Below are 25330 nucleotides of genomic sequence, written 5' to 3' on the forward strand. Positions count from 1 at the left end.
ACGCCGTACGGGAGGATGCGTCGGGGATGCCCGACAAGCGCCCGCTCACTCGTTGCGGTTCGCGAAGGCCATGATCTCGGGCCCGCGGCGGTCGAACACCCGGCCGCCCAGCCAGATCCCGAAGAACAGGGTGGCGAAGCCGATCAGCACCGCCGCCACCGGCGCGATCGCCAGCCAGAACGCGTTGACGGTGATCCCGAGGACCAGGAAAACCAGCACCGGCGAGGCGAGGATCAGGATGGCGAAGAAGCTCAGCGACTGGACCAGCGCCGCGGAGGCGCCCGAGGTCTGCGGCTGCGTGAACGCACTGTCGCCCGGTTTCGTCGCCGGGTACGGGAACAGCGCGGACGAGATGCTGGAGAGGCCCAGCCCGATCACCAGGATCGCCCCGCTCAGCGCCGCGACGGACGGCAGCACGGCCCAATCGCCGAAGACGATCGTCGTGGCGATGGAGCCGACCACGAGCACCGGAATGCCCACCACGACCGGCGGGAACATCCGCCCGGCGCGGTCCGCCATGCCGCGCGTGCCCGACACGAGGTGCAGCCAGATCGCGGTGCTGTCGTAGGCCAGGTCGTTGTGGATGCTCCAACCGAGGAACAGGCACACCAGCGGCAGCGGCACGAGGGCGATGAAGTGCCACGGGAGCCCGGCGAGGGCGAGCGCGACCACCACCGCGACCGGGATCACCGGGATGAGGACGATCGACACCCAGTAGCGCGCGTCCCTGCCCCAGTAGGTCATCGAGCGCGCGGCGATCGCGGCGGTCGGGCCGCCGGGCAGCCGGTCGAACCAGCCGAGGCCGTGGTAGTCCTTCGACCGCTGCTCCCGTTCTGGCGAAGCGACGACGTGGGCGACGAGCGCCGTCCAGCCCAGCCAGAGCAGGCCGAGCGTGACGAGCGCGATGATCAGCTGCAGCACGGCAGCGCCCCAGTCGCCCTGCGCGGCGGCGCCGGGCGCCGACCACATGGCGCCGAGCGGCGTCCACGCGAGCCAGCCGGCCGCGCCGCCGAGGGCTCCGAGACCGTCACGGCCCCAGTCGACCGTGACGAGCAGGAGCAGCACAGGGCCGATGAGCACGAGCAGCAGGATGCCGATGACGCCGCCCGCCTCGCGGGACCGGCGCGTCGACAGCATCGAGTGGGCGATCGCGGTCGTGACGCGTGAGGCCAGCACACAGGTGAGCACCACCACGACCGCGCAGATCAGGGCGACCAGCACCGTTCCGGGGTTCTGCGACCACGTGACGACCGTGGTCGCCGCGCAGATGATGAGCACGAGCGACGGGATGCCGAGGAGCCCGGCCAGCAGCAGGCCGGTGGCGAGCGATCGGTTCGGGATGCCGAAGAGCGCGAACTCCCGCGGGTCGAGCGTGTCGTCGACGCCGAAGAGCAGCGGGAGCAGGGCGAAACCGGCGAGCACCACCGACCCGATGACGACGAGGACGCTGTGCGTCGCCGCGACATCCGGGACGAGCCGTGCGGCGACCAGCGAGCCGACGACGAGGACGGTGATGAAGCCTCCGTAGAGCAGCCCGATCACCAGGCCGAAGATCTGCCACGGGCTCCGCCGGAAGGCGTTGCCCATGATCCGCAGCTTCAGTCCGAGAAACTGTGCAACCACTCCATGCCTTCCGCTGCCTTGCGACCGCCGGCCAGGTCGACGAAGCGCTCTTCGAGCGTCTGCTCGCCGCGCACCTCGTCGATGGTCCCGGAGGCCAGCACCTGCCCGCGGACGATGATGGCGACGCTGTCGCACACGCGCTGGATCATGTCCATGCCGTGACTCGAGACGACGACCGTTCCGCCCGCCGCGGTGTAGCGCTGCAGGATGTCGATGATGTTCGCCGCCGACACCGGGTCGACCGACTCGAACGGCTCGTCGAGCACGAGGAGCCGCGGCGAGTGGATCATGGCGGCGGCCAGGGCGATCTTCTTGGTCATGCCGGCGGAGTAGTCGGCGACGAGGCGGTCGAGGGCGTCCTCGATCCCGAACGCGGCGGCGAGGTCGCCTGTCCGAGCACGGACGGTCTTGGCGCTCAGCCCGCGCAGGGTGCCCGCGTAACGGAGGAACTGGGCGCCGGTGAGGCGGTCGAACAGCCGGAGCTTGTCCGGCAGCACGCCGATGATGTGCTTCGCACGGACCGGCTCCGCCCAGACATCGACGCCGTGGACGACGACGCGGCCGGCGTCCGGCCGGAGCAGCCCGGTGACGATCGAGAGCGTCGTCGTCTTACCCGCGCCGTTCGGCCCGACGATCCCGTAGAAGGACCCTTCCGCGATGTCGAGGGTCACCCCGTCGACGGCGACCGTGTCGCCGTAGCGCTTCTGCACACCGCTGATGGTCAGCACCGTCGGCCGGGTCTCCACCGGTTTCGGCGCCTCCAGCACGACGGTCGGGGCGGCGCCCGCTGCGGCCGTCTCTGTCTTCGTGCGTGCGCTCTGCCGCGGCTTCGCCGCGGTCGTTCTCGTCCGCGGAGCGCGCGTGCTCGTGCCGGCGGCGGCCGCAGCCGTCTTCGCCGGGGCACGCTTCGCCCGTGGTGCCGGGCCGGTGTCGGCCCCGCCCTGCGCGGTCGTCGGCTCTGCAGCCTCCGCCATGGTGTCCCCCCTCTGTGATCCCCGTTTCGCCGTCTCCGCCGCTTCCGTCGCCCGACCCTCCTCGGGCTCGGTGCTCTGGGGACGCGCGTGCTCGGAACTCACCCCGCTAACGTACCAATACCCACGCGCCTGCGTACCCCCCGCACGAGCGTGACGCGATCGGTCTGCTCCGAATGTCCTGTGAGGAACATAACGACCCAACAACGACATCCGTCAACCCCTGCCCCCCGTGTATGCCCCCCGGTAGTCTGTGGGAGGCATGAAGGGGTGTCTAAACGCGTAAGCGCGGATGAATTCCTGGGTGAGCCTCTCCCGGGCGAGGCCGGCGGCGACGAAGGAAGTCGCTGCACAGGCCGGGCCGCGTAGGACAAGGAGATGATTGTGACGACCCAGGTAGTGATTCTCGCGGCCGGCATGGGAAGCCGACTCGGACGGAGCCTTCCGAAGCCGCTGACCGAACTGAACGACGGCCGCACCATCATGCAGCAGCAGTTCGACAACATCCACGCGGCGTTCGGCAAGGACGCCCAGGTGACGATCGTCGTCGGCTACAAGCTGGAGCACATCATCGAGGCGTTCCCGGACGCCCAGTTCGTCTACAACGAGCAGTACGACCAGACCAACACCTCCAAGAGCCTCATGCGCGCCCTGCAGGCGTCGGGCCCCGGCGGCGTGCTCTGGATGAACGGCGACGTGGTCTTCGACCCGGCCGTCCTCGTGCGCGGTGCCGCCATGGTGGCCCGCGACCAGACCTTCGTCACCGTGAACACCTCGTCCGTCGCGGACGAGGAGGTCAAGTACACGACCGGCCCGGAGGGCTACATCCAGGAGCTGTCCAAGACCGTCAAGGGCGGTCTCGGCGAGGCGGTCGGCATCAACTACATCTCCTCCGGCGACAAGGCCGCCCTGCTGCGTCAGCTGCAGCGCGTCGGCGACCAGGACTACTTCGAGCGCGGCATCGAGCTGGCGATCGAGCAGGACCGCCTGCTGGTCGAGCCGGTGGACATCTCGGACCTGTACGCCGTCGAGGTCGACTTCCAGGAGGACCTGGAGCGCGCGAATCTTTTCGTATAGTCGGATGTCGGCGTGAGCTTTCACGCGGCTTCGATCAATACGATGGGTTCTCGTGACCAGTATCCCGACTGAAGTGCGCCCTGCGCAGCGTTCGCGCTTCTCGCGCTACCGGCACTCGCTCTGGCTGCTGACCAAGCGCGACCTCCGCGTCCGCTACTCGACGAGCGTCCTCGGCTACCTGTGGTCGATCCTCGATCCGCTCGTGATGAGCGCGATCTACTGGTTCGTCTTCACGGTCATCTTCAAGCGCGATGTCGGTGAGAACCCCTACATCGTCTTCCTGCTCGCCGCGCTGCTGCCGTGGATGTGGTTCAACGGCGCCGTCTCGGACAGCACGCGGGCGTTCATCCGCGAGGCGAAGCTGATCCGCTCGACGATGATCCCGCGGACCATCTGGGTGAACCGGATCGTTGCGTCCAAAGGCATCGAGTTCCTGCTGTCCTTGCCGGTGCTGGCGTTCTTCGCCGTGCTCACGGGCGCGCGCCTCAACGTCGACGTGCTGCTGTTCCCTGTCGCAATCCTCATCCAGACGGTGCTGACCATCGGCGTCGGGCTGATCGTGGCGCCGCTCGTCGTGTTCTTCCGCGACCTGGAGCGCGCCGTGAAGCTGGCACTCCGCTTCCTCTTCTACGCCTCCCCCATCATCTACAGCGCCCGCGACCTGCCCGGCGGGTGCGGGGCAGGCATCGCCGCGCGGCACTGCGCCGCCTACCTCACCGCCCATCCCGGCGCGCAGACGGACGTGCTGTTCTCGCTGCATTTCTGGTCGGCGTTCAACCCGCTCACCGGCATCTTCAGCCTCTACCGCTCGGCGTTCTTCGCCGAGGAGCTGGACTGGTTCCTGGTCGGCGTCAGCGCGGCGATGTCACTGGTGCTGCTGGGGATCGGCTGGCTCGTCTTCAAGCACTTCGAGCGCGACGTCCTGAAGGAGATCTGAGTGCCCCCCGTCATCGCCGTCGACGGTCTCGGCGTGCGCTTCCGCCGCAATCGCGGAGCCCGCCGCTCGTTCAAGGACCTCTTCTCCACCCGCGAGCGCCGGGTGCGCCCGGACGACTTCTGGGCGCTCCGCAACGTCAGCTTCGACGTGCAGCCGGGTGAGGCGATCGGCGTGGTCGGCCGCAACGGCCAGGGCAAGTCGACGCTGCTGAAGCTCGTCGCGGGCGTGATGCTCCCGGACGAGGGAACCGTGACCGTGCGCGACGGCGTCGCCCCACTGATCGAGATCACGGGGGGATTCGTCGACGATCTCACGGTGCGCGACAACGTCTACCTGACGGCCGGCCTGCACGGCATGACCCGCTCCCAGATCGACGAGCGGTTCGGCGAGATCATCGACTTCGCCGAGATCGGCGACTTCGTCGACACCCCGTACAAGCACCTGTCGAGCGGCATGAAGGTGCGCATCGCGTTCTCCGTCATCTCGCAGCTGGAGGAGCCGGTGCTGCTCGTCGACGAGGTGCTGGCCGTCGGCGACCGCGGCTTCCGGGAGAAGTGCTACCGGCGCATCGAGGAGCTCCTCGCGGGCGGGAGGACGCTGTTCTTCGTCTCGCACAACGAGAAGGATCTGCGGCGCTTCTGCGAACGCGGGCTCTACCTCGACAAGGGCGCGCTCGTGCTCGACGGACCGATCGGGGATGTCCTGGAGCTGTACAACGCCGACTACGGCACCTGAGTTCGAGCGTTCTCCCCAGGGCGTGAAACCGTCCCCAGAAAAGATTTCGGTGGGTTCTCCCCGGAAGTGGTGTTCGTGCCCGATTTCGGGGCGTCGAGCGTCGGAGGGGCTGGTTAGCGTCGTCGCATGAATCGTCTCCGGTTTCTTCGCAGCCCCTCTCCCGCCCCTCGTCCGCGCCGCCTGGCGTACCCCGTCCCGTGGCGGGTCGACCGCTCCGCGGCACCCCACTACCGCCTGGTCAATGCGGGGAAGGAGACGCTCAACGGGGTGACCCTGAGCGTCTCCGGGAGCGCCCGGCTGCGGGTCAGCGCGCCCACCTCCGTGCCACCGGGCGAGGCTGTCCGGGCGAGCCTGTCCGGCCCGGAGCCGGCCCGCGACACCGTGCTGGTCGTGCGGTGGTTCCCGCCGGACGGCCGCGAGTACCTCTGGCAGATCAGCTTCTGACGAGAGCTCTCCGGGTCGCACCCGCGGCCCGGAGGGCTCCCCCGGAATACGGGTATCACCGGCATTTTCTGTGACCAACGCGTGAGGTTCGATGTTCGGGGTGCTCGTGCTCTGGAGCAGAAGGGGCGTTCGGCTCTTCACTGATGAACTATGAAGAACCCCGCAGGGACCGCCGCCCTCCTGCTCGGCGAACGCATCCGTCGTGCCCGTGTCCGCCTGGGCCTCAGCCAGGAGGCGATCGCGAGTCTCGCCGCCATGCACGTGACCAACTTCGGCAAGATCGAACGCGGAGGGGCGAACCCCAGCCTGCTGACGATGATGCGCATCGCGGCGGTGCTCGGGACCGACGTGTCGACCCTCACGCAGGACATCTCGACCGAACACCTGCCGAGCGACGTCCGCGTACTGTCGGCTCGCGAGTACCTGAGCGCACGGGAACGGCGTCGCCGGTCGTCTTGATCGGGAACCGGCCTACACTCTGAGGAGATGGCTAAGAAGCAGCAACCGATCATCTCCGTCACCGGAGGACCGTCGCGCGGCGGAGACACCCCGCGCGCGGTGAACACGACCCTGGACCGCTTTCTCGGCATCCAACGGCCGGTCGTGGTGGCCCACCTGCGCAGCATCCGCCGCCGTCACCCGGACGCGTCCGCGGACGAACTGGCCCGCATCCTCGAACGCCGGTACCTCGCTGCCGTGACGAGTGGTGGGGCCGCGGTCGGAGCCACCGCCGTCATCCCGGCGATCGGCACCGGCATCACCTTGGCCCTCTCCGGGCTGGAGACGGCCGGTTTCCTGGAGGCGACCGCCCTGTACGCGCAGTCGATGAGCGAGTTGCACGGCATCGCCGTCGACGACCCCGAGCGCGCCAGGGCCCTGGTGCTCACGATGATGCTCGGCAAAGAGGGATCCGACCTCGTGCGTCAGCTGGCCGGCCAGTTCGGCGGGGGCGGTGTGACCCGCACTGCCTACTGGGGCGAGCTCGTCACCTCGACACTTCCGAGCATGGTCGTCGGTCCGCTGGTCGACCGGCTGAAGAACGCGTTCATCCGCCAGTTCGCGGTGCGCGGCGGGGCGAGCATCCTCGCCCGCGCCATCCCGTTCGGCGTCGGCGCCGTCATCGGCGGCACGGGCAACAACATCCTCGGGCGACGCGTCGTGCAGAACGCGCGTCTCGCGTTCGGCCCGCCACCGCTCGTCATCCCCGAGGTCCTCACCCCGAACGAAGGCCCGGGAGCGGTGCGCCGCCTCGGTACGGCGACCGGCACGCGCGTGGTCCGGGTGGGCACCGTGCTCCGGGGCGCACTCCCCCGCCGCGGGCGGCGGAAGGATGCGCCGACGGAGGCCATCGAGTCCGAACTGCCGCGGGGTCCGTACGTCATCGAGTCCGGCCCCTCCGGCGCTCCGGCCGACGCGCCCACAGGCGGTGGGACCGCCGCTGAGGGCTCCGCAGACGACGGCGAGGCGGGAAGCCGGCGCCAGGTCGGCTGACCGCATCCACGGGGCGCCACCGGGTGTTCAGACGATCGGTGGCCGTCCTGCTGCCGTCATCCGCGCCACGGTCCTCCACCGCAGCGGGCGTCGCTCGCCCGGGTCGGTGCGCCAGCCCTCGGCCCAGCCGCCGAACCACGCACGCAGGACGGCGGGCTTGCGGAACCAGCGCAGCAGCTGGATGCCGGTCCACGACCCGACATAGAGCGGGATGAGCACGGCCGGGAGGTTGCGGCGGGCCAGCCACACGCGGTTCCGCGCGTTGAGCCGGTAGTAGTACGAGTGCCGGGTCGGCGACACGGACGGATGCTCCGCCACGAGGTCGCCCGCGTACCAGACGCGCTTTCCCTGGTCCCAGACCTTCCAGGCGAGGTCGATGCCCTCGTGCGCGTAGAAGAACGGATCGGCCCAGCCGCCGGCCCGCTCGAAGACGGCACGCGGCAGGACCACGGCGGCCTCGAGCACGGCGAACACGTTGCTGGAGCGCTCCGGGTCGCCCTTGCGGATGCGCGGGATCCAGCGCCGGGGCGCCGGCGCGCCGTCGGGCACGCGAAGCCGGGGCTGCAGCATCCCGATGCCGGGGTCGTCCCGGAGCTTGGCGACGGCGTCCGCCAGGAACGTGCGCGACGGGATGTCCGCATCGTCGTCGAGGAAGAACAGCCACTCGCCGTGCACCAGCGGCACCCCCGCGTTGCGTCCGGCGGGGATGCCCACGTTGTCGGGCAGGGCGAGCACGTGCACGCCTGCGGGAAGCGCCGGGTCTGCGGTGGCCGGGTCCCACCCGTTGCCGACCACGACGACGTCGGTGGTCACGCCCTCCTGGGCGAGCACCGACTCCACGCCGCGGCGCAGCTCGACCGGCCGGGCGCCCTGCGTGAGCACCACGACCGCGACCGCGGGCAGCTCAGCCACGGACCCGCCGCGACGCCATGATGGTCACGAAGTGCCCGATCAGCGCCAGGATCGACAGCGGGACGAGCGCACAGAGCAGGATGCGGTCGGCGAGCGTCGCGCCGATGAACAGGCCGACGATGGAGAAGACGAAGATCAGGATGGTGAGCTCCACCGAGTGGTACAGCCGGTGGAACGGGAGGAACTTCGCCGCACGCCGCAGCGTCGCGATGAGCCCGTGCGTCGGCGCGTACTCCGACTGCGTGTCGGCGAGCTTCGGCAGTCCGGCGTTGGCGCGCGCCACGCGCACCATGTCGTTGAGCGCCTTGTTGAGCACGATCACCAGGGCGAGCAGGGTGCCGAGGTTCGTCCAGAGGAAGTCCTCCGGCGTCTCCAGCGGATAGCCCGCCGCGCGGATGCCGAGGACGATCGCGATCAGCGTCTCTGTCGAGTAGTGGCCGACGTTATCGAGGAAGATGCCCACGGGCGACGACGTGCGGCGCCAGCGCGCCACCTCGCCGTCGCAGCAGTCCACCAGCATCTGCAGCTGGCCGAGCACCAGTGCGAGAGCCGCGCCGGCGATGCCCGGGATGAGCAGGGCCGCGGCGGTCGCCCATCCCGTCAGGATCATCAGGCCGGTCACGCCGTTCGCCGAGATCGAGGTCTTGAGCAGCACCCACGTCAGATACGGCGACAGGTTGCGGAGGTACAGCGAGGCCGTCCAGTGCTCCGCGTTGCGGCGTCCGCGCACCTCTGGGGGCTGCGCGACGGCCTTCAGCTCGGCGATCGAGGACGGACGGGCGCCGTGCGCCGCAGGTCCGGGTGCGGTCATGCCTACCTTCCCGTGTGGGCCGTGATGTTGCGGGTGAGCGACAGGTATCCGAGGACGAAGCCGATCCCCCAGCTGAAGTGGATGCACGGCAAGACTACGAGAAACCACAGGAACGGGCGAAAACCGTCGCGTCGCCCCCAGAGCAGCGCGGAGATCACGACGATCACCACGTAGAGAGCCGGGATGGCGAAGCCCCAGAGCAGCCACGGCGCGGCGCCGAGGAGGGCCTGGATGATGCCGACGATGCCGAGCACCGTGCCGACCGCGACGCCCACCACCATCACGGGCGGCGCGAAGTAGCGCAGGCCATTGGATGCCGGGAAGCGCCGGGCGAGCTCGCCCCGCCAGATGCCGGTGGAGAAGAACTGCCGGGCGAGCCGGTACAGGTTCGGGCGGGGGCGGTAGGTGACTTTGAGCCGCGGCGTGAACCAGACCGTGCCACCCGTGGTGCGGAGGCGCCGGTTGAGCTCCCAGTCCTGGCCGCGCTTGATCTCCTCGTCGAAGAGGCCGACCTCGATCAGGCGATCGCGGCGGAACACGCCGAGGTAGACCGTCTCGGCCGGACCGGCCTCGCCGCCGACATGCAGCTTCGTGCCGCCCAGGCCCACACGGCTCCCGTACGCACGCGCGACGGCGCGCTCGAAGTCGGTGGTGCCCTGCGCATCCATCAGTCCGCCGACGTTGTCTGCGCCCGTCTCCAGGATGGTCTCCACGGCGACGCGCGCGTAGTCCGGCGGAAGGACGCTGTGCGCGTCCACCCGGATCACGATCGGGTACTGCGACTCGCGGATGGCGAGGTTCAGACCGGCGGGTGTCGAGCCCACGACGTTGTCGACGACCCGGATGCGGCTGTCGACGGCCGCGAGCTCCTCGACCAGCTGGGTCGTGCCGTCCATGCTCGGACCGAGGGCGATGGTCACCTCGAACGGCCCGGCGTAGTCCTGCGCCAGAAGGCTGTCGACGGCGGCTCGCACGTGGGTGACCTCGTTGAGCACGGGCATCACGTACGAGACACCGGGGAGGGTGTTCACGATGTCGTCCGGCATCTGGTCCTTCGCTGTAGCGGGTCGGCGTCGAGCCTATCAGCCGGGTCTGCGGCGCGGCCGGGAACGGGGAAGGGCCGCCCCGCGCCTGCGGGACGGCCCTTCTCGGTGTGCTCGATCGGCGCGATCACTCGGCCGGGAGGGACCCCAGCGTCACGGTCGCGGTCTTGGTCTGACCGTCGCGGATGTAAGTGACGTCGACCTTGGAGCCGGCCGCCTGCGCCCGGACCTGGGCGGTCAGGTCGGTGGCGTCGGTGATCGGGGTGTCGTCGAGGTTCACCACGATGTCGCCGGCCTTGAGGCCCGCACCGGCCGCGGCGCCGCCGCTGGTGACGCTCTTGATCAGTGCGCCGACCGTGGTGGCCTTGCTGTCGGTGCTCGCGTCGGCGACCGACGCGCCCAGCAGGCCGTGCGTGGCGGAGCCGCTCTTGATGATCTCGTCGGAGACGCGCTTGGCCAGGTTCGACGGGATGGCGAAGCCGACGCCGATGCTGCCGGACTGCGAGCCGTCGGAGCTGGAGCCGCCCGCGCTGGCGATGGCGACGTTGACGCCGATCAGCTCACCCTTGCTGTTGAGCAGCGCACCACCGGAGTTGCCCGGGTTGATGGACGCGTCGGTCTGGATGACCGGGAGCGAGATCGTTCCGGCGCTCTGCTGCTGTTGCTGCTGCTGACCGCCCTGGTCGGGGAAGTCGAAGTTGAACGGGTTCTGGCTGCCGCCGTCGCTGTTCGAGTCGTCCTTCGGAGCGGCCGAGGAGGCGATGCTGATGCTGCGGTTGAGCGCGCTGACGATGCCGTCGGTGACCGTGCCGGAGAGGCCGAGCGGCGCACCGATGGCGACCGTGGTGTTGCCCACGTTGAGCTTGCTCGAGTCGCCCCAGCTGATCGGGGTCAGCCCGGACGCCTTGTCCAGCTTGATGACGGCGAGGTCGGTGGTCGGGTCGGTTCCGACGATCTTGGCCGTGTAGATCTTGCCGTCGTTGTCGGTGACCGTCACGTTGACGTTGGCCGCCTGGCCGTCGAGCGTCACGACGTGCGTGTTGGTGAGCACGTAGCCGTCGGAGGTCAGGATGATGCCGGAGCCGGTGCCGCCGGAGCTCGACGCGCTCACCGAGATGGTGACGACGCTCGGGGACGCCTTGGCGGCGACCGCGGTGATGGTGCTCGCGTCGTTGGAGTCGTTCACCGTGATGTTCTGCGGGCCGGAGACGGTCTTGATCGTCGCGTTGCCGCCGTCGGTGGCGGCGTAGATGCCGACACCGGCTCCGGCGCCGGCGATGCCGCCGACGAGCGCGCCGATGGCGAGCGTCGCGATGATGAGGCCGGTGCTGCGGTTCTTGGCGGGCTTCGCCGGAGCCGTAGCGGTCGCGGCGCCCGGTGCGCCGGCGTAGCCCTGCTGGTGGGCGTTGGGGGCGTAGGGCTGCTGCGGCTGCTGGCCGTACCCGGCGGGCTGGCCGAAGGCGCCGTTGCCGTGGTGCGGCTGCTGCGGCTGCTGCTGCTGGCCGTACGGCTGCCCGTAGGTCTGCGGCTGCGGCTGGTGCTGCTGCGCCTGGTACGGCGCGCCGGTGGGCTGCGGAACCGTCGGCTGCGCGGCGGTGGGCTGCGGAACCGTCGGCTGCGCGGCGGTGGGCTGCGGCTGGGTCGGCTGCGCGGCGGTGTCGCCGGTGCTCTGCGCGGCCGGGGCGGTCCATCCGGCTCCGGCTGCGGGAGCCTGCTCGGCCGGGGTCTCGGCCGCGGGGGTCTGCGCCGCCGGAGCGGCGGGGGTCTCGGACGGCGCTGCGGGGGTCGCGGCGCCGGTGTGCTCGATGCTGGTGCGCTCAGTGCCGGCAGCATCCACGACCGCGTCGGTGTCGGCGTCGTGCTGGGGCTTCGCGGGCTCCGGGGTGTTCGGGGTGTCGGTCATGGTGTTGCTCCTTCCAAGCACAGACAGCTTGGGATGCGAACCTGGGCGTTCTATTTGCCGTTGCTGTGGGCGACCTTCTGCGTGTCGATGACTCTCCCCAACGTACCCAATGGGTTGGATGCGAGTAAGGCCGTAGCGTTGTCCTATGACGATCACGGGAGGCTGGCGGCGCGCCGCCACGGGTGCAGGACTGCTCGGAGCCGACGGCTCCGTGCGGCCGACGATCTTCGCCGAGATGAGCGCGCTGGCGTCGCGGACGGGCGCCATCAACCTCGGCCAGGGGTTCCCGGACGAGGACGGACCCGCCGCAGTGCTGGAGGCGGCCGTGGCGGCCATCCGCGACGGGGAGAACCAGTACCCGCCCGGGATGGGCATCCCCGACCTCCGCCTGGCCGTCGCCGAGCACCAGAAGCGGTTCTACGGCATGGAGCTCGACCCGGACCGGGAGGTGCTCATCACCGCCGGCGCGACCGAGGCGATCGCGGCGACGCTGCTCGCGCTGCTCGAACCGGGCGACGAGGTGGTCACATTCGAGCCGTACTACGACGAGTACGGCGCCGTGATCTCGCTGGCGGGCGGCGTGCACCGCACCGTGCCGCTGGAGCCGCCGGCCTTCCGCCCCGACCTCGACCGGCTGCGCGAGACGGTGACCGACCGCACACGCGCCATCCTCGTGAACACACCGCACAATCCCACCGGCAGCGTGCTCGACCGGGAGACGCTCACCGCGATCGTGGAGCTGGCCGAACGGCACGACGCCGTGATCGTCACCGACTCCGTCTACGAGCACCTGACGTTCGGGCCAGAGCACATCCCGATCGAGACGCTGCCGGGTGCCCGGGAGCGCACGATCGCGATCTCGTCCGGTGGCAAGACCTTCAACACGACGGGCTGGAAGATCGGCTGGCTGACCGCCCCTCCGGAGTTCGTCACCGCGGTGCTCGCCGTGAAGCAGTTCCTCACCTACGTGAACGGCGCGCCGTTCCAGCCGGCGATCGCCGCGGGGCTGCGGCTCCCGGACGCCTACTTCACCGGCATCGCCGAGGCTCTGGCCCACAAGCGGGATGTGCTCTCCGCCGGGCTCGCCGCCGCCGGCTTCGGCGTCTTTCCTTCGGACGGGACCTACTTCGTGGTCGCCGATGCAGCCCCGCTCGGCTTCCCGGAGGGCGTCGAGCTGTGCCGTCGGCTGCCGGAGCTGGCCGGAGTCGTCGCGGTGCCGCTCGGCGCGTTCAGCCGGGGCGAGTATGCGGCGCGGACCGCATCCCTCGTCCGGTTCGCGTTCTGCAAGCGCATCGACGTGCTCGAGGAGGCGGCACTGCGTCTCGCCGCGCTGCCCCGCTGAGCGATCGGCACCGGCAGGAGCACCGGCACCGACCGAACCGTCACTGGCGGAGTTCGCCCGCGAACAGCTGCGCCGCCCTCAGCCGGCCGCCGATGTCGGCGACGCACTGTTCGAACACGGCCTTGGCCTTGGAGGCGCCGATCGCCCCGCCGCTCACCGCCGCGCCCACCTGGTCGCGCGACAGCCGGGCGACCAGGCGCCCCTCCTGGTCCACCTGGAACCGCAGCAGGAAGGTGATCCGCAGCTGCGATCCGGCGAGGCCGCCGAAGAGGACGGTCATGGCGGTGCTCCCCCGCTGCACGGTGAACGCGCCGTTCGGCGCCGGCGTCACCGCGAAGCCCTGCCCGCGCAGGGCGTCGAGGACGATCCCGCGGCCCTGCTCGTGGTCGCCGGTGAGGAAGAAGTCGTGCGTCGTCGCCATCAGAGCGGACTCACCCGGTAGCGGCGCAGGGCGAGTGCGGGATTGCGCTCCCGCACCTCGCGCACCCGCGCGACGGACACGTCGGCGACGGCGACGCCGGTCGTGTCGGCGAGTCCGGCCAGCGTGACCCCCATCGGATCGAGGATCGCGCTGGCGCCCACCCCGATCGACGGCGGGTGGTCGGCCGCGGCGACGTAGAGGGTGTTCTCGATGGCGCGCGCCGCGAGCAGCGTCGACCAGTGGAACTCCTTCAGCGGGCCGCGCACCCATTCGGCGGGCACGGCCACCAGCAGCGCGCCGGCGTCGGCGAGGCGACGCGTCACCTCCGGGAAGCGCAGGTCGTAGCAGGTCTGAAGGCCGACGGTCACGCCGTCCACCTCGAAGGTCTGCGGTTCGTCCAGATCGCCGGGGACGACCCACTCGGACTCCTTCGCCCCGAACGCGTCGTAGAGGTGCTGCTTGCGATACGTCGCGAGCACGTCGCCCGACGGCCCCACCGCGACGAGGGTGTTCGAGAACCGGTGCGCCTGATCGCTGCGCTCGACGAGGCCGGCCACCACGAACAGGCCGTGCTCGCGGGCGGCGGCGGAGAGGGAGCCGACGAAGTCGCCGTCCAGCGGCTCGGCGTTCCGGGCGAACGACGGCCCGAGCGGATCGGTGAAGTACGAGGCGTACTCGGGCAGGATCACGAGGCGGGCACCGCGGGAGGCCGCAACCGCGATCAGGCCGGCGACCACATCCCGGTTGTGCACCCGGTCGTCGCCCGGCGCGAACTGGGCGACGGCGACCGCGATGGTTCGGTCGTCGACGGTGAGCTCTGCAGGCCGGTCGGTCATGGCGCCACCTCCACGTGCGGGATCGCCTCGGTCACGGGCCGCGGTGTCTCCACCGGCAGGACGATGCTGATGGACGTTCCGACCCCCTCCTCGCTGGCGATGTCGAGGCGGCCGCCGTGAGCAGTCACGATCGCCTTCGTGATGGTGAGGCCGAGTCCGACGCCCGGGACCGCGTTGCGGGTCGCGGTGGACGCACGGAAGAAGCGCTGCGACAGCTGGCTCAGCTCCACGGCGGGGATGCCGATACCGGTGTCCCTCACGGCGATCACAGCCTCGTCGCCCTCGTGGCGCAGCGCCACGGTGACGGTGCCGCCGGACGGCGTGAACTTGAGCGCGTTCGAGACCAGGTTGTCGACCGCCTGGCCGAGCCGGAGCGTGTCGCCCCGGACATCGACGGTGTGATCGGGGACTTCGGCGACCAGGGTCACGCCCGCGTTCGCGGCGACCGGGCGGGCGGACTCCACGGAGGCGGAGACCACGGTGTTCAGCTCGACATCCTTGATGTCGAGCGGGAACCGCCCGGATTCGACCTGTGCGGTGAACAGCAGGTCGCCGACCAGGCGAAGCAGCCGGTGCGCGTTGCGCTCGGCGACGGCCAGATACTGCAGCTGCTCCTCCGACAGCGGATCCTCGTCGTCGTCGCGCAGCAGCTCCAGGTAGCCCAGGATCGAGCTGAGCGGCGTCCGCAGCTCGTGCGAGATGAGGCCGACGAACTCGTCCTTGAGCCGGGCGAACTCGCGCGCCTCGGTCATGTCGGTCGCCACGAAGATGAAGCCGACCCGGTGGCCGTTCTCGTCGATGCGCGGTGTCGCCGCCACCTGAACGACGACGCGCTTGCCGTCCGGCCGCACGTACGTCCAGTCGCGCACATCCGCCGATCCGGCACGGACGGTGTCGACCAGGGCCGAGAAGTCGTCGGTGCTGGAGACGGTCGTGAAGCGCGCATCCATATCCTGCAGCCGCTCCGCGAGCTCGGACGACAGGTGGAAGTCGATGATGTGGTACTTGCCGTCGAGCACCTGCTTCTCGGTCAGGCCGAGCATCTTCTCCGCGCCGGGGTTCCACACGTCGATGAGGCCGTCGAGGTCGGTGCCGATGACGGACTGCTCGGTCACGGCATTCCAGATGCTCTGGATGAGGCGGTTCGCGGTCTTCAGCCTCGCCTCGTTGAGCACCAGCTCGTCCTGCGCCTGCACGGCCTGGGCGAGGAGCTGCTGCTGCTGCTCCCCCGACTGACGGGCGGCGGCGAGCTGGACCCGCATCCTGTGCGCGATCTCGTTGATGACGATCGCGACGATGAGGTAGATCACCGGCGAGAAGAAGGCGCGGACGATGTCACCGGCGGTGTGGGCGACGCCGTCGACCACCAGCGGCGCGAGCAGCACGACGAAGGTGGTGAGCGCCGCGATGAGGATGTTGATGCGCCCCGCCTCGGAGGCGATCCAGACGAAGGGCAGCAGGGTCAGGACCGCGAACGGCGAGGCGGCGGACCCCGTCCCGAGCCGCAGCAGCCCGACGGCGAGCAGCGACAGGACCGGGATGACGACCGCCCACTCCGGATGCAGATGCCGCCACGGGATGACGAGCGAGAAGACGGTCGCGACGACCACCAGGGCGATGCCGGCCAGGAACAGCGGGGCGTTCGTGATGGGAACGCCGTTCGGCAGGGCGGCGATGAGCGCGGCGATCGCAAAACCGACGATCGTCGGGACCTGCTTCATGAACGCCGAGGGCGAATCCAGCGGGATGCGGCTGAGCCACCGGTCGAGGGTCATGCGGGCTCCCCCAGTTCGAGCATCTCGCGGATGCGGGTCGACAGCACGCGCGGGCTGAACGGCTTGACGATGAAGCTGTCCGACCGGTCGGCGACGACACCGTGGTCCGTGAGCAGCTGGACAGACGCCGACACCATGAGGATGAGCGTCGAACGTGTGATGTCGTCCGCGCGGATCGCCTCGGCCACCTCCACGCCGTTCAGTCCGGGCATCGAGATGTCGAGGACGGCGAGGTCGATCCCGCCGGCCTGGACGGCGGCAAGGGCGGCGGAGCCGTTGTCGACGGCCGCGACGATGTCAACGCCCGCACGATTCGCGGCGATCGCCATCAGGTTCCGGATGTCGTCGTCGTCGTCCGCGATCACGATCCGCTTGCGCTCAGACATGGAGGAACACCGTTCGGACGACGACGATCGCGGCGCAGATCAGCAGCGCGATCCCGCCGTAGAGCGGGAGGCGGAACTCCCAGCGGCGGTCGCGTTCCAGCTCGGCCTGGATGCGCTCGCGGAGTTCGCCGGAGGGCTCGGCGGGGTCCCCTGCGGACGGTCCGGACGAGTGTCGGGCTGGGCTCACCGTGCGTCCTCCTTCTCCACGCCCACCCGGGCGGCGGCTTCGTCCAACAGAACGGGGACGCGGTCGTAACGGCCCACGTCAGCGGCGACATGACTGTCGGTGGAGGCGACGATACGCGCTCCGGCGTCCAGCAGCGCCGCGATGGCGTCCGGGCCGGGGCAGTTCCACTTCTCGTTGACCTCGACGATGGTCCCGGTCGCCGCGGCGGCCTGAGCCCAGGCCGCGAGCCGCGCCGTCCCGAGCTGCGTCTCGTCGAGGCCGACCTTCGGCAGGATCGAGAACCAGTGCGCCAGCTGCGCGTGCGGCGTGCGCTCCATCGCGCGGATGCTGCCCTCGATGAGCAGGTCGAGCGCGTCGTCGTCCGACAGGCCGGCGTCGAGCCGCTCGCGCGTGGCCGTGGGCGACCACGGGCCGTCCGTGCCGGGGAACTGGTGGTCGCCGATGACGACGGCATCCACCCCACCGGTGCCGACGACCAGGCCCGGCGGGGTGTCGACGGCGCCCGACGCATCCAGGAGCTTCGCCTCCACCCCGGTGAGCACCGTCAGTCCGTCCGGGACGCGCTCGCCCGCGACCGCGGAGAGGAACTCGTGGACCCAGGTCGTCGAGGCGCGCACATGGTCGGTGAGGCGGATCGTCCGCAGGCCGACGGCGGACGCCGCGGCGATGTTCTCCGCCAGGGTGCTCCGCGCGTCGTCCGAGAACGTCGAGTGGACGTGGAAGTCGCCGTGCAGCAGCGCGGGCAGCCGGCCGGCCTCCGTCGCGCTCACTCCTCCGGACCCTCCGCGTGCGCCGCGTTCTCGGAGACCAGCACGTCGCCGGGAGCGAGGAAGACGTCCTCCAGGAACCGCACGTTGGCGAGCTCCTCGAAGTCGACGGCCGACGGCACGGGCCGGCCGAGGACCAGGTCGAGCAGGAGGGACGGCATGTCGACCCCGGCCGCGATGGTCAACGGCATGGCGCCGGGGAAGCGCGGGTTCACCTCGAGCAGCGCCGGGATGCCGTCGGCGCTGTACCGCAGTTGCACGTTCGCGACACCGGTCAGGCCGATCGCGCGGGCGACCGCCGCGGCGGTGTCGGAGAGCTCGTCCCGCCGCACCGTGCGTCCGGCGATCGAGACGCCCGAGTCCACGCGCTCCCGCGACCGCGGGACGGCCGCGATGACGTTGCCGTCGAGCCCCGCGAGGACGTCGACGGAGAACTCCTCGCCGGGCAGGTTCTCCTGGATGATGATGCTCTCGTCGGTGCCGAGGGCCTCCAGAGTGCCGCGATCCGCGATGAGGCGGACGCCCCGTGATCCGGCGCCGCTGCGCGGCTTGATGATGACCGGGAAAGTCCAGTCGGCGCCGACGCCCTCCCCGTTCAGCAGCCGCGTGACCGGCACGCGCGCCTGGTCGCCGACCCGCTGGACGAGGGCGAACTTGTCGAGGCAGGTCACCAGGGTGTCGTGCGAGGGCGCGGCCAGCTTCGTGCCGACCGCCTCGAGCTCGTCGCGGCGCGCGGCGAGCCCCGGGAGCTCGACGTCGACCGTCGAGAACAGCACGTCGATGCCGTCCTCCCGGCTCATGGCGATGAGCGCATCGACGAAGCCGTCCGAGCGCCCGGGCGGCACGATCCGCCTGCGCCCCTCCTCCACCAGATACAGGCCGCTGGCCCATCCGTCCATGTCGGCCGCGTAGACCTCGACATCGTCGCGGGCCAGCAGCGAGCGGATCACCGCGACGCCGGCAGGGCCGCCGGCTCCCGTCACCAGGACACGGGTACGGGTGGAATCGGTCATTCAGCGGTCCTGTTCAGTCGGTTTCCCGCGACGCGCGCGTCGGAGTGGATGGCGGAGGCGGGCACCGAGATGTCGGCGGTGTCGCGCATGACCTCCAGCGGCTCGCAGTTCTTGCCGCCGCCGAAGCGCGACCAGTAGCGGGCCGTCGCGAGCACGAAGTCCGGCTCGAGATAGTCGCGCAGCTCGGTCTGCGAGCGGAAGCAGTCGATCAGCTGCAGCTTGGTCTCGGTGAACCCGTCGATCGGGACGAAGCGGGTGGGACGGAAGTCGATGGTGGCGGACGGGCTCTGGTAGCAGCAGACGGTCCGCACCGACCGGGTGGCGACGTTCGTCGCGGCGTGCACCGCGCGGTGGTCCTGATGGCGGTCGTGCGACGAGTGCGTGTAGACGATGTCCGGCTGGATCTCGGCGACGACGCGCTCGATGATGCCCACCGTCGGATCCGCCGCCGAGATGTGGGTGTCCTCCAGGTCTTCGAGGAACAGCCGGGCGCCGAGCAGCTCGGCCGACGCGAGGGACTCGTGCTGCCGGTCGTCGGCGTCGCCGCCGCGAGCGCCGCGCGACAGCGTGAGGATCACGACGTCATTGCCCGCGTCACGGTGCGCCGCGAGAATACCGCCGACGCCGATCTCGACGTCGTCGGGGTGAGCACCGATCGCGAGCACCACCTGGCGGCGCGCAGCGGCTCGCTTGACGCGCCCTTCTGCGGCGAGACGGTTGACGATCGCGACCAGCTCCGCCGAGGCGACCGGTTTGCTCAGGAACTCGTCCGCCTGGGCCCGAAGCGCCGAGACCGCGTAGTCGACCGAGACGTGCGCGGTCATCACCACGACCGGCATGCCCGGATACTGGGCGCGCAGCTCCTTGAGCAGGTCGAGGCCGGTGATGCCGGGCATCTCGATGTCGGTGATGACGAGGTCCGGCTCGAACTCGGCGATCGTCGCCAGGGCGATGGAGGGATTCGTCACCGCGATCGCGACCGCATCCGCGCGCTTCTCCAGCACGGTCTTCATGAAGAAGGCGACATCGGGGTCGTCCTCGACCACGACCACCCGGTACTTCGTCACGACACTCGCCATCGCATCCCCTATCTGGGAACGACTCTAGTAGGACGCCCGGTCCACACGAGGGGACGCGCCCGGGCCGGTGTTCGCGATTTCACACCCCTCGGATCCCGTGCTAGAGTTTCTTCTTGTGCCGCGGGGTGGAGCAGCTCGGTAGCTCGCTGGGCTCATAACCCAGAGGTCGTAGGTTCAAATCCTGCCCCCGCAACCGATAAGGCCCCCTGATCAGGGATTCTCTGATCAGGGGGCCTTCTTCTTTTGACGCACGGGGCCCTTCTCGAGCGTCGGGCCGATCTGGTCGAGCGTGAGCGATGGCACGAAGGCTGGGTCCTCGTAGAGCCGCTGGAGCGCCGCCGTGTCGACCGCCCTCAGATCCGTGGCCGAAAACGCCGACTCGCCCGAAGCCGCCTTCCAGGCGCTCTGCCAGATCATCGCGAGCGTGAGCGCGCCGTCCACGAGCAGACCGATCGTCTGCTCGCCGAACGCGCTCCACAACGCGTCCGTCACCCGGACGCTCGAGTCGCCCGGCTTCGACGCGACGGCCGCGTACGCCGTGACGAGGGCACGTGGATCGATGGCCTTCGCCGAGCGGTCCATCAACCGCACGATCGCCACCGCGGCTTCCTGCCCGGACGCGACGCCGGGAGGGAGCGTCGCCGTCGAGAGCGCCGCCGTGATCCCGCTCACGATCTCGACGTCGTGCCGGTCGATCATGGTGGACTCGTACGCCGAGTGCACCCCCTTCCCGGTGCCGTCCTCCAGTCCGTCCGCCAGGAACGATCCGTGCAGCGGCTGGCAGGCGTCGCCGACATAGTGGGCGACGAGCCCGGCCGCCGCGACGTATCGCGCGACGTCCTTCGCCCGGACCGCGGCCACGAGCTCGTCGTAGAACTGCCTGACCCGGAACGGGAGGAGTCCGCGTTTGTCGGGCTCGGTGTGGCCGAGACGCGTGTAGTAGTCCTGCCACACCGCCACGGAGACGTCGGCCGGATCGTCGACGCAGCGCGCCCGCAGCGTCTCGCCGTCGAGCAGCTGGTCGATGTCGGCGAAGTGCGTGGGATGCTCCGGGCCGGTGCGGAACGCCGTGTCCCGACCACCTTTCACCGCGCTCGGCAGGTTCTTCCAGATCAGATCGGGCACGTCGGCGAGCGGAACGAAGCCGCCGTTCTTCTTGGCGAGGACGGTCGTCGTGTCGATCGCGCCATGGCCGAGGCCAGCGAGGCTGAAGCTGATGCGGTCCGTGTTGGCCGCGAGCAGCCTGCGGAGCTTCGCGCCCGTCACCTTCTCGCAGGCGAAGGTGGCGATCGTGTAGTGGCCCGTCTTCCCCCAGTAGGGCTGCGGGCCCGTGTTGTAATCGACGACCAGTTCGACGTCCAGCAGGCGCAGGATGCTGCTGAGGCTGGTGGCGAGCGAGAAGTCGAAGGCCGCCCCGGAGGAGCCCAGGAAGCTCTGACCGCCCCACTGGACGGCGATCGGGCGCAGCGGAGCATCGCCGGCCTGCACCAGATACCAGACGGTGCCCGAGTCGCCGGGGCGTGACTGCGCGGCGACCAGCCCGGCGTCGCCATCCTGTCGCGCTTCCGGGTCCGGCGCGATCAGGAAGTCCGTCACATCGTCGAATCCTCCCCTGCTCCGGTAGCGGTAGAACAGCGCGGCGATGCGCCCGCGCAACTCGCCAGAAGCCGCCCCGAACGCCCGGACCCGCGCGCCGATCAGGCGCACGCCGATGTTGAGCTCGTTGAGGTCGGCGAGCTCTCCGGCGGCGGGAAGGCCGTAGCCCTGCGACGTCCACTCGGTGACGTCGTCCACCTCCACCAGGCCGACATCGAGGGTGGCGAAGCTGCGGCGTCCCGAGAACTGCGGGTAGACATCGGAGAACGGCTTGCGGCTGAGGTGGCGCGAGCTCGCGCGGCCGACCTCCGCGAGCGTGCCGCCGAGGAAGCTCGAGACCGGGCTGCCCGCCGGCCCCGTGACGTGACGGCTCGTCAGCGCGAAGACGGTGTGCCCGTCGGTCACCAGCGTTCCCACGCTCCCCAGGTTCTGCACACCCTGACTCTCGCTGACGAGCGGGAAGCCGCCACCGATCCGCGAAGTAGGCCAGGTGCGTGGCGGGAGAACCGACGCATCCGGCGCCGACTCCGTCACCCGGACGACGCACACCGGCACCGTGCGACCGTCCGGGAGGTAGAGGGTTCGGGGCACCAGTTCCTCCGGTGACTCCTGGTCCGCTCCTGCGCCGAACCGGTCGGCGGGGATCCACTTGTCGACCAACACGAGGATGCACGGCCAGGAGTAGTCGCGCACTTCGGAGTTGTCGAAGGTCCGTTCGCCGCGGGCGGCAGTGCGGGCCGCCGTGCGGGCCGCGCCCCCGGAGTCGGTATGCTCCCCGGCCGGCCAGGGATCGCTCTTCCGGATCAGGTACAGGCCCACCGCGGTGCCGACCACGTTCTTCTTGTTGAGCAGATGCCAGTGGTACTGGTCGCGCGCCTCGAGCAGGTCCGCTGTGGAGAGGCTGGCGAAGCTGCGGTCGGTGCCCAGAACATCCATGCGGTCCCCCATCCCGTCGCCGCGCCGAGGTTCGCCCCCGCCGGCGCGGCCAGGATAGTCCCGGCGGGTGAACGTGAGGAGTCCGGATTCGCTAGTGTCGTGACGCAACGAGACGGGCGGGAGAACAGTGGCAGAGGAGCACGGCAAGGCGACGCAGGCCGCCGTCCGCGAGCGCAATCTCACGACCGCGCTGCAGCTCGTGCTGTCCGGGAACGGCACGGCGACGCGCGCGGCCATCGCCCGCCGGACTGGGCTCACCAGCGCAACCGTCTCCTCCCTGCTCGCCGGGCTCATCGCCGACGGGCTCGTCATCGAGGGGCAGCTGGCCGAGAGCACCGGCGGGAAGCGCGCTACGACCCTCCGCGTCGCCGCGGAGAATCACGTGCTGCTCGCACTGCTGGTGCAGCCGGGACTCGTCCGCGGCGCGGTCGTCGACCTGCTGGGCGACGAGCTCGCCACCGTGACGCAGCGCGCCGCGACACCGGGCTCCCTCGAAGACGTGCGCTCTGTCGCGCGACGGCTGGTCGCCTCCACCTCGGCACGGATCGTCGCGGTGGGCGTGCAGGTGCCGGGTATCGCGGACGGCCCCCTGATCCGCGAATCGGTTCAGCTGGGATGGACGGACGTGGACCTGGCGCGCGAGCTGTCCGGGATCGTGGACGCGCCCATCCACCTGATCAACGACGCGGACGCGGAGGCCATCGCCGACTCGATCACGTCCGACGACTTCGGGGCCAACCAGCTCTTCGTCTCTCTGAGCACGGGTGTCGGGGCGGCCGTCATCATCGACGGGGAGGTCGTCGCCGGCGCCGCGCATCGCGCCGGCGAGATCGGGCACGTCCCGGTGCTGTTCGGGCCGGATGCGCCGCTGTGCGCCTGTGGCAACCGCGGCTGCCTCGAGGAGATCGTGTCGGTGACGAGCCTGCTGGGCCTCCCCCACGGCACCGACCTCGAAGCGCTCGACCTCGCGGCCCTCGCTGCCGCTCCGGACTCGCGCGAGCGCATCGCGGACGGCGCTCGCGTGCTCGCCCGCGCGCTGCTGCTCGTCGCCGCCGCCCTCGACGTGCCGAACATCGTGATCGGCGGGGCGGCTCCTCGGCTCGGGCCCGAGTTCATCGGACACCTGCGTGCCGAGGCGGCGCGGCATCCGGTCAAGGCGGCCATGCCGCTGAGCTTCCGGTACGCGCGCGTGGGCCAGGAGCACCCCTACCGCGGGGCGGCGCAGTACGCGCTGAAGTCGGCGCTCGGCGTCACCTGGGCGCACTGACCCTGCGAGCGGCGCGGCGAGCGGCCGGTCAGCAGCCGGTCAGCAATCCGAGCAGCGCAGCGCCGTGGCGGCGGTCGTGGCCGTAGGTCGCGATGTCGGCGTACGACGGATCCGGGCGCTCGCCCATGTCGACGACCAGCACCGAACGGCAGGTGGCCCGTACCGCATCCACCACCTGGCGCGTCCACCGGGACGCCGCGTTGTCGGCGCCGACCACGACGACGGGCGTCGCGGTCGCGAGCACGAGCTCCGGATCGTCCGACGGCCCGACGGCGACGACCGGATTGCCGGACCAGGATGCAGCGGCATCGCTCCCCGGCTCGGCCCACGCCTCCTGCAGCGTGTACCAGCGCGGGACGCCCAGCACGTCGTTGTCGAGCGTCGCCAGCCGGACGACCGTGCACCGGCCGCGGAACGCCGTCAACGCCTCGCGCACGCCCGGAGCGAACCGGAATCCGCGCGAGGCGTCCAGATCGAGGTCGACCGCATCGGCGAGCAGGGTCATCACGACACCCCCAGCTGCGCGGAAAGCACCATCACGACGCAGCCGCGGAGCACGATGTCGCGGCCCTGGCTCGTCATCCGGACCGTTACGCCGGAGTGGAACCCGGCCATCGTCCGGTTGCGGAGGGTCTCGCGTACGGCATCGAGCAGCACGCCGTCGAGAAGCTCCTCCGGACCGGCGAGGACGACCTCCGACAGGTTCAGCGCGCCGACGATCGGCGCGAGCGCGACACCGAGCCGCTGCCCGGCCTCCCGCAGCACCGGCTCGGCCGACGCCCCTGCGGCCTCGGCGGCCGCCACGCGCGACTCCAGCCGCGGGACGGCCAGCCACGCCTCCAGGCACCGTTCGCGGTCGTACGGGGCCTCGGGACCGGCGTCGGTGCCGACCATCACCTGACCGATCTCGCCGGCGGCGAAGCGGCTTCCGAAGACGAGCGCACCGGCGACCAGCAGGCCGGAGCCGACACCGTGGCCCACCTTGACGAGCATCATGTCGCCCTGCGCGTCGGCGAAGCCGTGCTCCGCCAGAACCGCGACGTTCGCATCATTGGCGACGAAGACGGGCAGCCCGGTGCGTTCTGCGATGCGCTGCTGCAGCGGCTCATCAACCCAGCCGAGGTTCGGGGCGGTGGCGACCACGCCATCCGCCTCGACGATGCCGGGCGACCCGATGCCGATGCCCAGCACCGGCGCGGAGGTGAGCTCCACCAGGCGGTCGACGAGAGCGAGCACCTTGGCGGTCGCCTCCTCGCCGCGGCTCCCGGCGAGCTCCACCTCCGCGGTCTGCAGGATGCGGCCGTCCATGTCGAGGACGGCTCCGCGGAACACCGCGTGCTCGCTGAGGTCGACTCCGACGATCTGCGTCGCGCCGCGGTTGACGTCGAGGAGCACCGCGGGCTTGCCCGGGCGGGCGTCGTCGCGTTGGCCGAGCTCGACGACCAGACCTTCGGCGATCAGCTCCCCCACGAGGTCCGAGATCGTGACGCGGGTGAGTCCCGTCGTCCGGGCGAGATCCGCCCGGCTGGCGCGGCCGGAGCGGTACAGGGACTGCAGCACGAGCGAGCGGTTGTGGCCGCGTGCATGCTCGGGCAGCACCTTCGTCCGGGGCCGGAGCGCCCGGCCCGGGACGAGCCCGTGGTCGGACGGCGCACCCCGATCGGAGGCGGTGGTGCGCTTGGCCAGGTCGATCGACATGTTTGTTAGTAAAGCTGACAATCAAAGTCGGCGCAAGAGTTTTCCGCGTTCGTCTTGTCGGATTCCGCACTTCGCACGGC

The 25330-nt window shown here is 70.5% G+C and carries 25 protein-coding genes and 1 tRNA gene; 9 read left to right on the top strand and 17 right to left on the bottom strand.

All coding sequences use genetic code 11. The features are described 5' to 3' along the window. Window positions 1-45: 45 nt before the first annotated feature. Window positions 46-1623, bottom strand: coding sequence for a hypothetical protein (locus ABIC47_RS13800; RefSeq protein WP_354481137.1), 1578 nt, complete (start codon window positions 1621-1623; stop codon window positions 46-48). After that, window positions 1599-2597 (bottom strand): ABC transporter ATP-binding protein, encoded by a 999-nt coding sequence (locus ABIC47_RS13805; RefSeq protein ID WP_354481139.1) that lies wholly within the window; start codon window positions 2595-2597, stop codon window positions 1599-1601. The genes ABIC47_RS13800 and ABIC47_RS13805 overlap by 25 nt, the downstream gene beginning before the upstream one ends. Window positions 2598-2978: 381 nt before the next feature. Between ABIC47_RS13805 and ABIC47_RS13810 the strand changes: the two genes are divergently transcribed. The 6 genes from ABIC47_RS13810 (at window position 2979) to ABIC47_RS13835 (ending at window position 7278) form a co-directional block, all read left to right on the top strand. Next, on the top strand, window positions 2979-3671 hold the full coding sequence (locus ABIC47_RS13810; RefSeq protein ID WP_026307130.1) for a phosphocholine cytidylyltransferase family protein: 693 nt from the start codon (window positions 2979-2981) through the stop codon (window positions 3669-3671). Between the two features lie 73 nt (window positions 3672-3744). After that, complete coding sequence (locus ABIC47_RS13815; protein ID WP_018190508.1) at window positions 3745-4608, top strand: ABC transporter permease; 864 nt, start codon at window positions 3745-3747, stop codon at window positions 4606-4608. After that, entirely contained in the window at window positions 4609-5343 is a 735-nt protein-coding gene (locus ABIC47_RS13820; RefSeq protein WP_018190507.1) for an ABC transporter ATP-binding protein, read from the top strand. Between the two features lie 126 nt (window positions 5344-5469). Beyond that, window positions 5470-5787 (top strand): hypothetical protein, encoded by a 318-nt coding sequence (locus ABIC47_RS13825; protein ID WP_155885440.1) that lies wholly within the window; start codon window positions 5470-5472, stop codon window positions 5785-5787. 150 nt (window positions 5788-5937) lie between these two features. After that, the gene (locus ABIC47_RS13830; protein ID WP_020075110.1) at window positions 5938-6246 is read left to right on the top strand and encodes a helix-turn-helix domain-containing protein; all 309 of its coding nucleotides are present in this window, start codon (window positions 5938-5940) and stop codon (window positions 6244-6246) included. Window positions 6247-6273: 27 nt separating this feature from the next. Next, window positions 6274-7278, top strand: a complete 1005-nt coding sequence (locus ABIC47_RS13835; protein ID WP_018190504.1) for a hypothetical protein — start codon at window positions 6274-6276, stop codon at window positions 7276-7278. A gap of 27 nt (window positions 7279-7305) precedes the next feature. Here the strand turns inward: ABIC47_RS13835 and ABIC47_RS13840 are convergent, their stop codons facing one another. The 4 genes from ABIC47_RS13840 to ABIC47_RS13855 form a co-directional block, all read right to left on the bottom strand. Next, a complete protein-coding gene (locus tag ABIC47_RS13840; protein ID WP_354481142.1) occupies window positions 7306-8190 on the bottom strand; it encodes a glycosyltransferase family 2 protein in 885 nt (294 codons plus the stop codon). After that, entirely contained in the window at window positions 8183-9001 is an 819-nt protein-coding gene (locus ABIC47_RS13845) for a CDP-alcohol phosphatidyltransferase family protein (protein ID WP_354481144.1), read from the bottom strand. The genes ABIC47_RS13840 and ABIC47_RS13845 overlap by 8 nt, the downstream gene beginning before the upstream one ends. A 2-nt stretch (window positions 9002-9003) precedes the next feature. Next, window positions 9004-10047: a glycosyltransferase family 2 protein gene (locus ABIC47_RS13850; RefSeq protein ID WP_018190501.1), complete on the bottom strand. Its 1044-nt coding sequence runs from the start codon at window positions 10045-10047 to the stop codon at window positions 9004-9006. 124 nt (window positions 10048-10171) lie between these two features. Further along, window positions 10172-11947 (bottom strand): S1C family serine protease, encoded by a 1776-nt coding sequence (locus tag ABIC47_RS13855; protein WP_354481146.1) that lies wholly within the window; start codon window positions 11945-11947, stop codon window positions 10172-10174. Between the two features lie 145 nt (window positions 11948-12092). On the opposite strand from ABIC47_RS13855, the gene ABIC47_RS13860 reads away from it, so the two are divergent. Continuing rightward, window positions 12093-13289 (top strand): aminotransferase class I/II-fold pyridoxal phosphate-dependent enzyme, encoded by a 1197-nt coding sequence (locus tag ABIC47_RS13860; RefSeq protein ID WP_354481148.1) that lies wholly within the window; start codon window positions 12093-12095, stop codon window positions 13287-13289. A gap of 40 nt (window positions 13290-13329) precedes the next feature. Here the strand turns inward: ABIC47_RS13860 and ABIC47_RS13865 are convergent, their stop codons facing one another. Genes ABIC47_RS13865 through ABIC47_RS13900 form a run of 8 tightly spaced genes read right to left on the bottom strand, consistent with a single transcriptional unit; the run spans window position 13330 to window position 19753 of the window. After that, complete coding sequence (locus tag ABIC47_RS13865) at window positions 13330-13710, bottom strand: hypothetical protein (RefSeq protein ID WP_354481150.1); 381 nt, start codon at window positions 13708-13710, stop codon at window positions 13330-13332. Further along, entirely contained in the window at window positions 13710-14546 is an 837-nt protein-coding gene (locus tag ABIC47_RS13870) for a carbon-nitrogen hydrolase family protein (protein WP_354481152.1), read from the bottom strand. The genes ABIC47_RS13865 and ABIC47_RS13870 overlap by 1 nt, the downstream gene beginning before the upstream one ends. Then, the gene (locus ABIC47_RS13875; RefSeq protein ID WP_354481153.1) at window positions 14543-16321 is read right to left on the bottom strand and encodes a sensor histidine kinase; all 1779 of its coding nucleotides are present in this window, start codon (window positions 16319-16321) and stop codon (window positions 14543-14545) included. The genes ABIC47_RS13870 and ABIC47_RS13875 overlap by 4 nt, the downstream gene beginning before the upstream one ends. Beyond that, window positions 16318-16707, bottom strand: a complete 390-nt coding sequence (locus tag ABIC47_RS13880; protein WP_089875336.1) for a response regulator — start codon at window positions 16705-16707, stop codon at window positions 16318-16320. Before ABIC47_RS13880 ends, ABIC47_RS13875 begins: the two co-directional genes overlap by 4 nt. Then, window positions 16700-16894: a hypothetical protein gene (locus ABIC47_RS13885; protein WP_354481155.1), complete on the bottom strand. Its 195-nt coding sequence runs from the start codon at window positions 16892-16894 to the stop codon at window positions 16700-16702. Before ABIC47_RS13885 ends, ABIC47_RS13880 begins: the two co-directional genes overlap by 8 nt. After that, window positions 16891-17664 carry a PHP domain-containing protein gene (locus tag ABIC47_RS13890; protein WP_354481157.1) on the bottom strand — a complete coding sequence of 258 codons (774 nt, stop codon included), beginning with the start codon at window positions 17662-17664 and terminating at the stop codon, window positions 16891-16893. Before ABIC47_RS13890 ends, ABIC47_RS13885 begins: the two co-directional genes overlap by 4 nt. After that, window positions 17661-18674: an ATP-grasp domain-containing protein gene (locus ABIC47_RS13895; RefSeq protein WP_354481159.1), complete on the bottom strand. Its 1014-nt coding sequence runs from the start codon at window positions 18672-18674 to the stop codon at window positions 17661-17663. The genes ABIC47_RS13890 and ABIC47_RS13895 overlap by 4 nt, the downstream gene beginning before the upstream one ends. Then, window positions 18671-19753, bottom strand: a complete 1083-nt coding sequence (locus tag ABIC47_RS13900; protein WP_018190491.1) for a response regulator — start codon at window positions 19751-19753, stop codon at window positions 18671-18673. The genes ABIC47_RS13895 and ABIC47_RS13900 overlap by 4 nt, the downstream gene beginning before the upstream one ends. Window positions 19754-19872: 119 nt before the next feature. Here ABIC47_RS13900 and ABIC47_RS13905 point away from each other — a divergent pair. Further along, window positions 19873-19946: transfer RNA gene (locus tag ABIC47_RS13905), tRNA-Met, on the top strand. Between the two features lie 32 nt (window positions 19947-19978). Here ABIC47_RS13905 and ABIC47_RS13910 read toward each other — a convergent pair. After that, window positions 19979-22285, bottom strand: a complete 2307-nt coding sequence (locus ABIC47_RS13910; RefSeq protein ID WP_354481161.1) for a phospholipase C/P1 nuclease family protein — start codon at window positions 22283-22285, stop codon at window positions 19979-19981. A 127-nt stretch (window positions 22286-22412) separates the two neighbouring features. Here ABIC47_RS13910 and ABIC47_RS13915 point away from each other — a divergent pair, with 127 nt between their 5' ends. Further along, entirely contained in the window at window positions 22413-23552 is a 1140-nt protein-coding gene (locus tag ABIC47_RS13915) for an ROK family transcriptional regulator (RefSeq protein ID WP_089875330.1), read from the top strand. Between the two features lie 28 nt (window positions 23553-23580). On the opposite strand, the gene ABIC47_RS13920 is transcribed toward ABIC47_RS13915, so the two are convergent. Together ABIC47_RS13920 and ABIC47_RS13925 are read right to left on the bottom strand one after the other, a co-directional pair. Further along, the gene (locus ABIC47_RS13920) at window positions 23581-24057 is read right to left on the bottom strand and encodes a hypothetical protein (RefSeq protein WP_354481163.1); all 477 of its coding nucleotides are present in this window, start codon (window positions 24055-24057) and stop codon (window positions 23581-23583) included. After that, window positions 24057-25250: an ROK family transcriptional regulator gene (locus tag ABIC47_RS13925; RefSeq protein ID WP_018190487.1), complete on the bottom strand. Its 1194-nt coding sequence runs from the start codon at window positions 25248-25250 to the stop codon at window positions 24057-24059. The genes ABIC47_RS13920 and ABIC47_RS13925 overlap by 1 nt, the downstream gene beginning before the upstream one ends. Window positions 25251-25330: the final 80 nt, after the last annotated feature.

The organism is Leifsonia sp. 563 (assembly GCF_040545055.1).
Classification (GTDB): domain Bacteria; phylum Actinomycetota; class Actinomycetes; order Actinomycetales; family Microbacteriaceae; genus Leifsonia.

What these genes read in the sequence shown, in the direction of transcription:
- ABIC47_RS13805 (WP_354481139.1), bottom strand. Translation starts at nt 2,597, where the DNA reads ATGGCGGAGGCTGCAGAGCCGACGACCGCGCAGGGCGGGGCCGACACC.
- ABIC47_RS13825 (WP_155885440.1), top strand. Translation starts at nt 5,470, where the DNA reads ATGAATCGTCTCCGGTTTCTTCGCAGCCCCTCTCCCGCCCCTCGTCCG.
- ABIC47_RS13830 (WP_020075110.1), top strand. Translation starts at nt 5,938, where the DNA reads ATGAAGAACCCCGCAGGGACCGCCGCCCTCCTGCTCGGCGAACGCATC.
- ABIC47_RS13835 (WP_018190504.1), top strand. Translation starts at nt 6,274, where the DNA reads ATGGCTAAGAAGCAGCAACCGATCATCTCCGTCACCGGAGGACCGTCG.
- ABIC47_RS13845 (WP_354481144.1), bottom strand. Translation starts at nt 9,001, where the DNA reads ATGACCGCACCCGGACCTGCGGCGCACGGCGCCCGTCCGTCCTCGATC.
- ABIC47_RS13850 (WP_018190501.1), bottom strand. Translation starts at nt 10,047, where the DNA reads ATGCCGGACGACATCGTGAACACCCTCCCCGGTGTCTCGTACGTGATG.
- ABIC47_RS13855 (WP_354481146.1), bottom strand. Translation starts at nt 11,947, where the DNA reads ATGACCGACACCCCGAACACCCCGGAGCCCGCGAAGCCCCAGCACGAC.
- ABIC47_RS13860 (WP_354481148.1), top strand. Translation starts at nt 12,093, where the DNA reads ATGACGATCACGGGAGGCTGGCGGCGCGCCGCCACGGGTGCAGGACTG.
- ABIC47_RS13865 (WP_354481150.1), bottom strand. Translation starts at nt 13,710, where the DNA reads ATGGCGACGACGCACGACTTCTTCCTCACCGGCGACCACGAGCAGGGC.
- ABIC47_RS13870 (WP_354481152.1), bottom strand. Translation starts at nt 14,546, where the DNA reads ATGACCGACCGGCCTGCAGAGCTCACCGTCGACGACCGAACCATCGCG.
- ABIC47_RS13875 (WP_354481153.1), bottom strand. Translation starts at nt 16,321, where the DNA reads ATGACCCTCGACCGGTGGCTCAGCCGCATCCCGCTGGATTCGCCCTCG.
- ABIC47_RS13880 (WP_089875336.1), bottom strand. Translation starts at nt 16,707, where the DNA reads ATGTCTGAGCGCAAGCGGATCGTGATCGCGGACGACGACGACGACATC.
- ABIC47_RS13895 (WP_354481159.1), bottom strand. Translation starts at nt 18,674, where the DNA reads ATGACCGATTCCACCCGTACCCGTGTCCTGGTGACGGGAGCCGGCGGC.
- ABIC47_RS13900 (WP_018190491.1), bottom strand. Translation starts at nt 19,753, where the DNA reads ATGGCGAGTGTCGTGACGAAGTACCGGGTGGTCGTGGTCGAGGACGAC.
- ABIC47_RS13910 (WP_354481161.1), bottom strand. Translation starts at nt 22,285, where the DNA reads ATGGATGTTCTGGGCACCGACCGCAGCTTCGCCAGCCTCTCCACAGCG.
- ABIC47_RS13920 (WP_354481163.1), bottom strand. Translation starts at nt 24,057, where the DNA reads ATGACCCTGCTCGCCGATGCGGTCGACCTCGATCTGGACGCCTCGCGC.
- ABIC47_RS13925 (WP_018190487.1), bottom strand. Translation starts at nt 25,250, where the DNA reads ATGTCGATCGACCTGGCCAAGCGCACCACCGCCTCCGATCGGGGTGCG.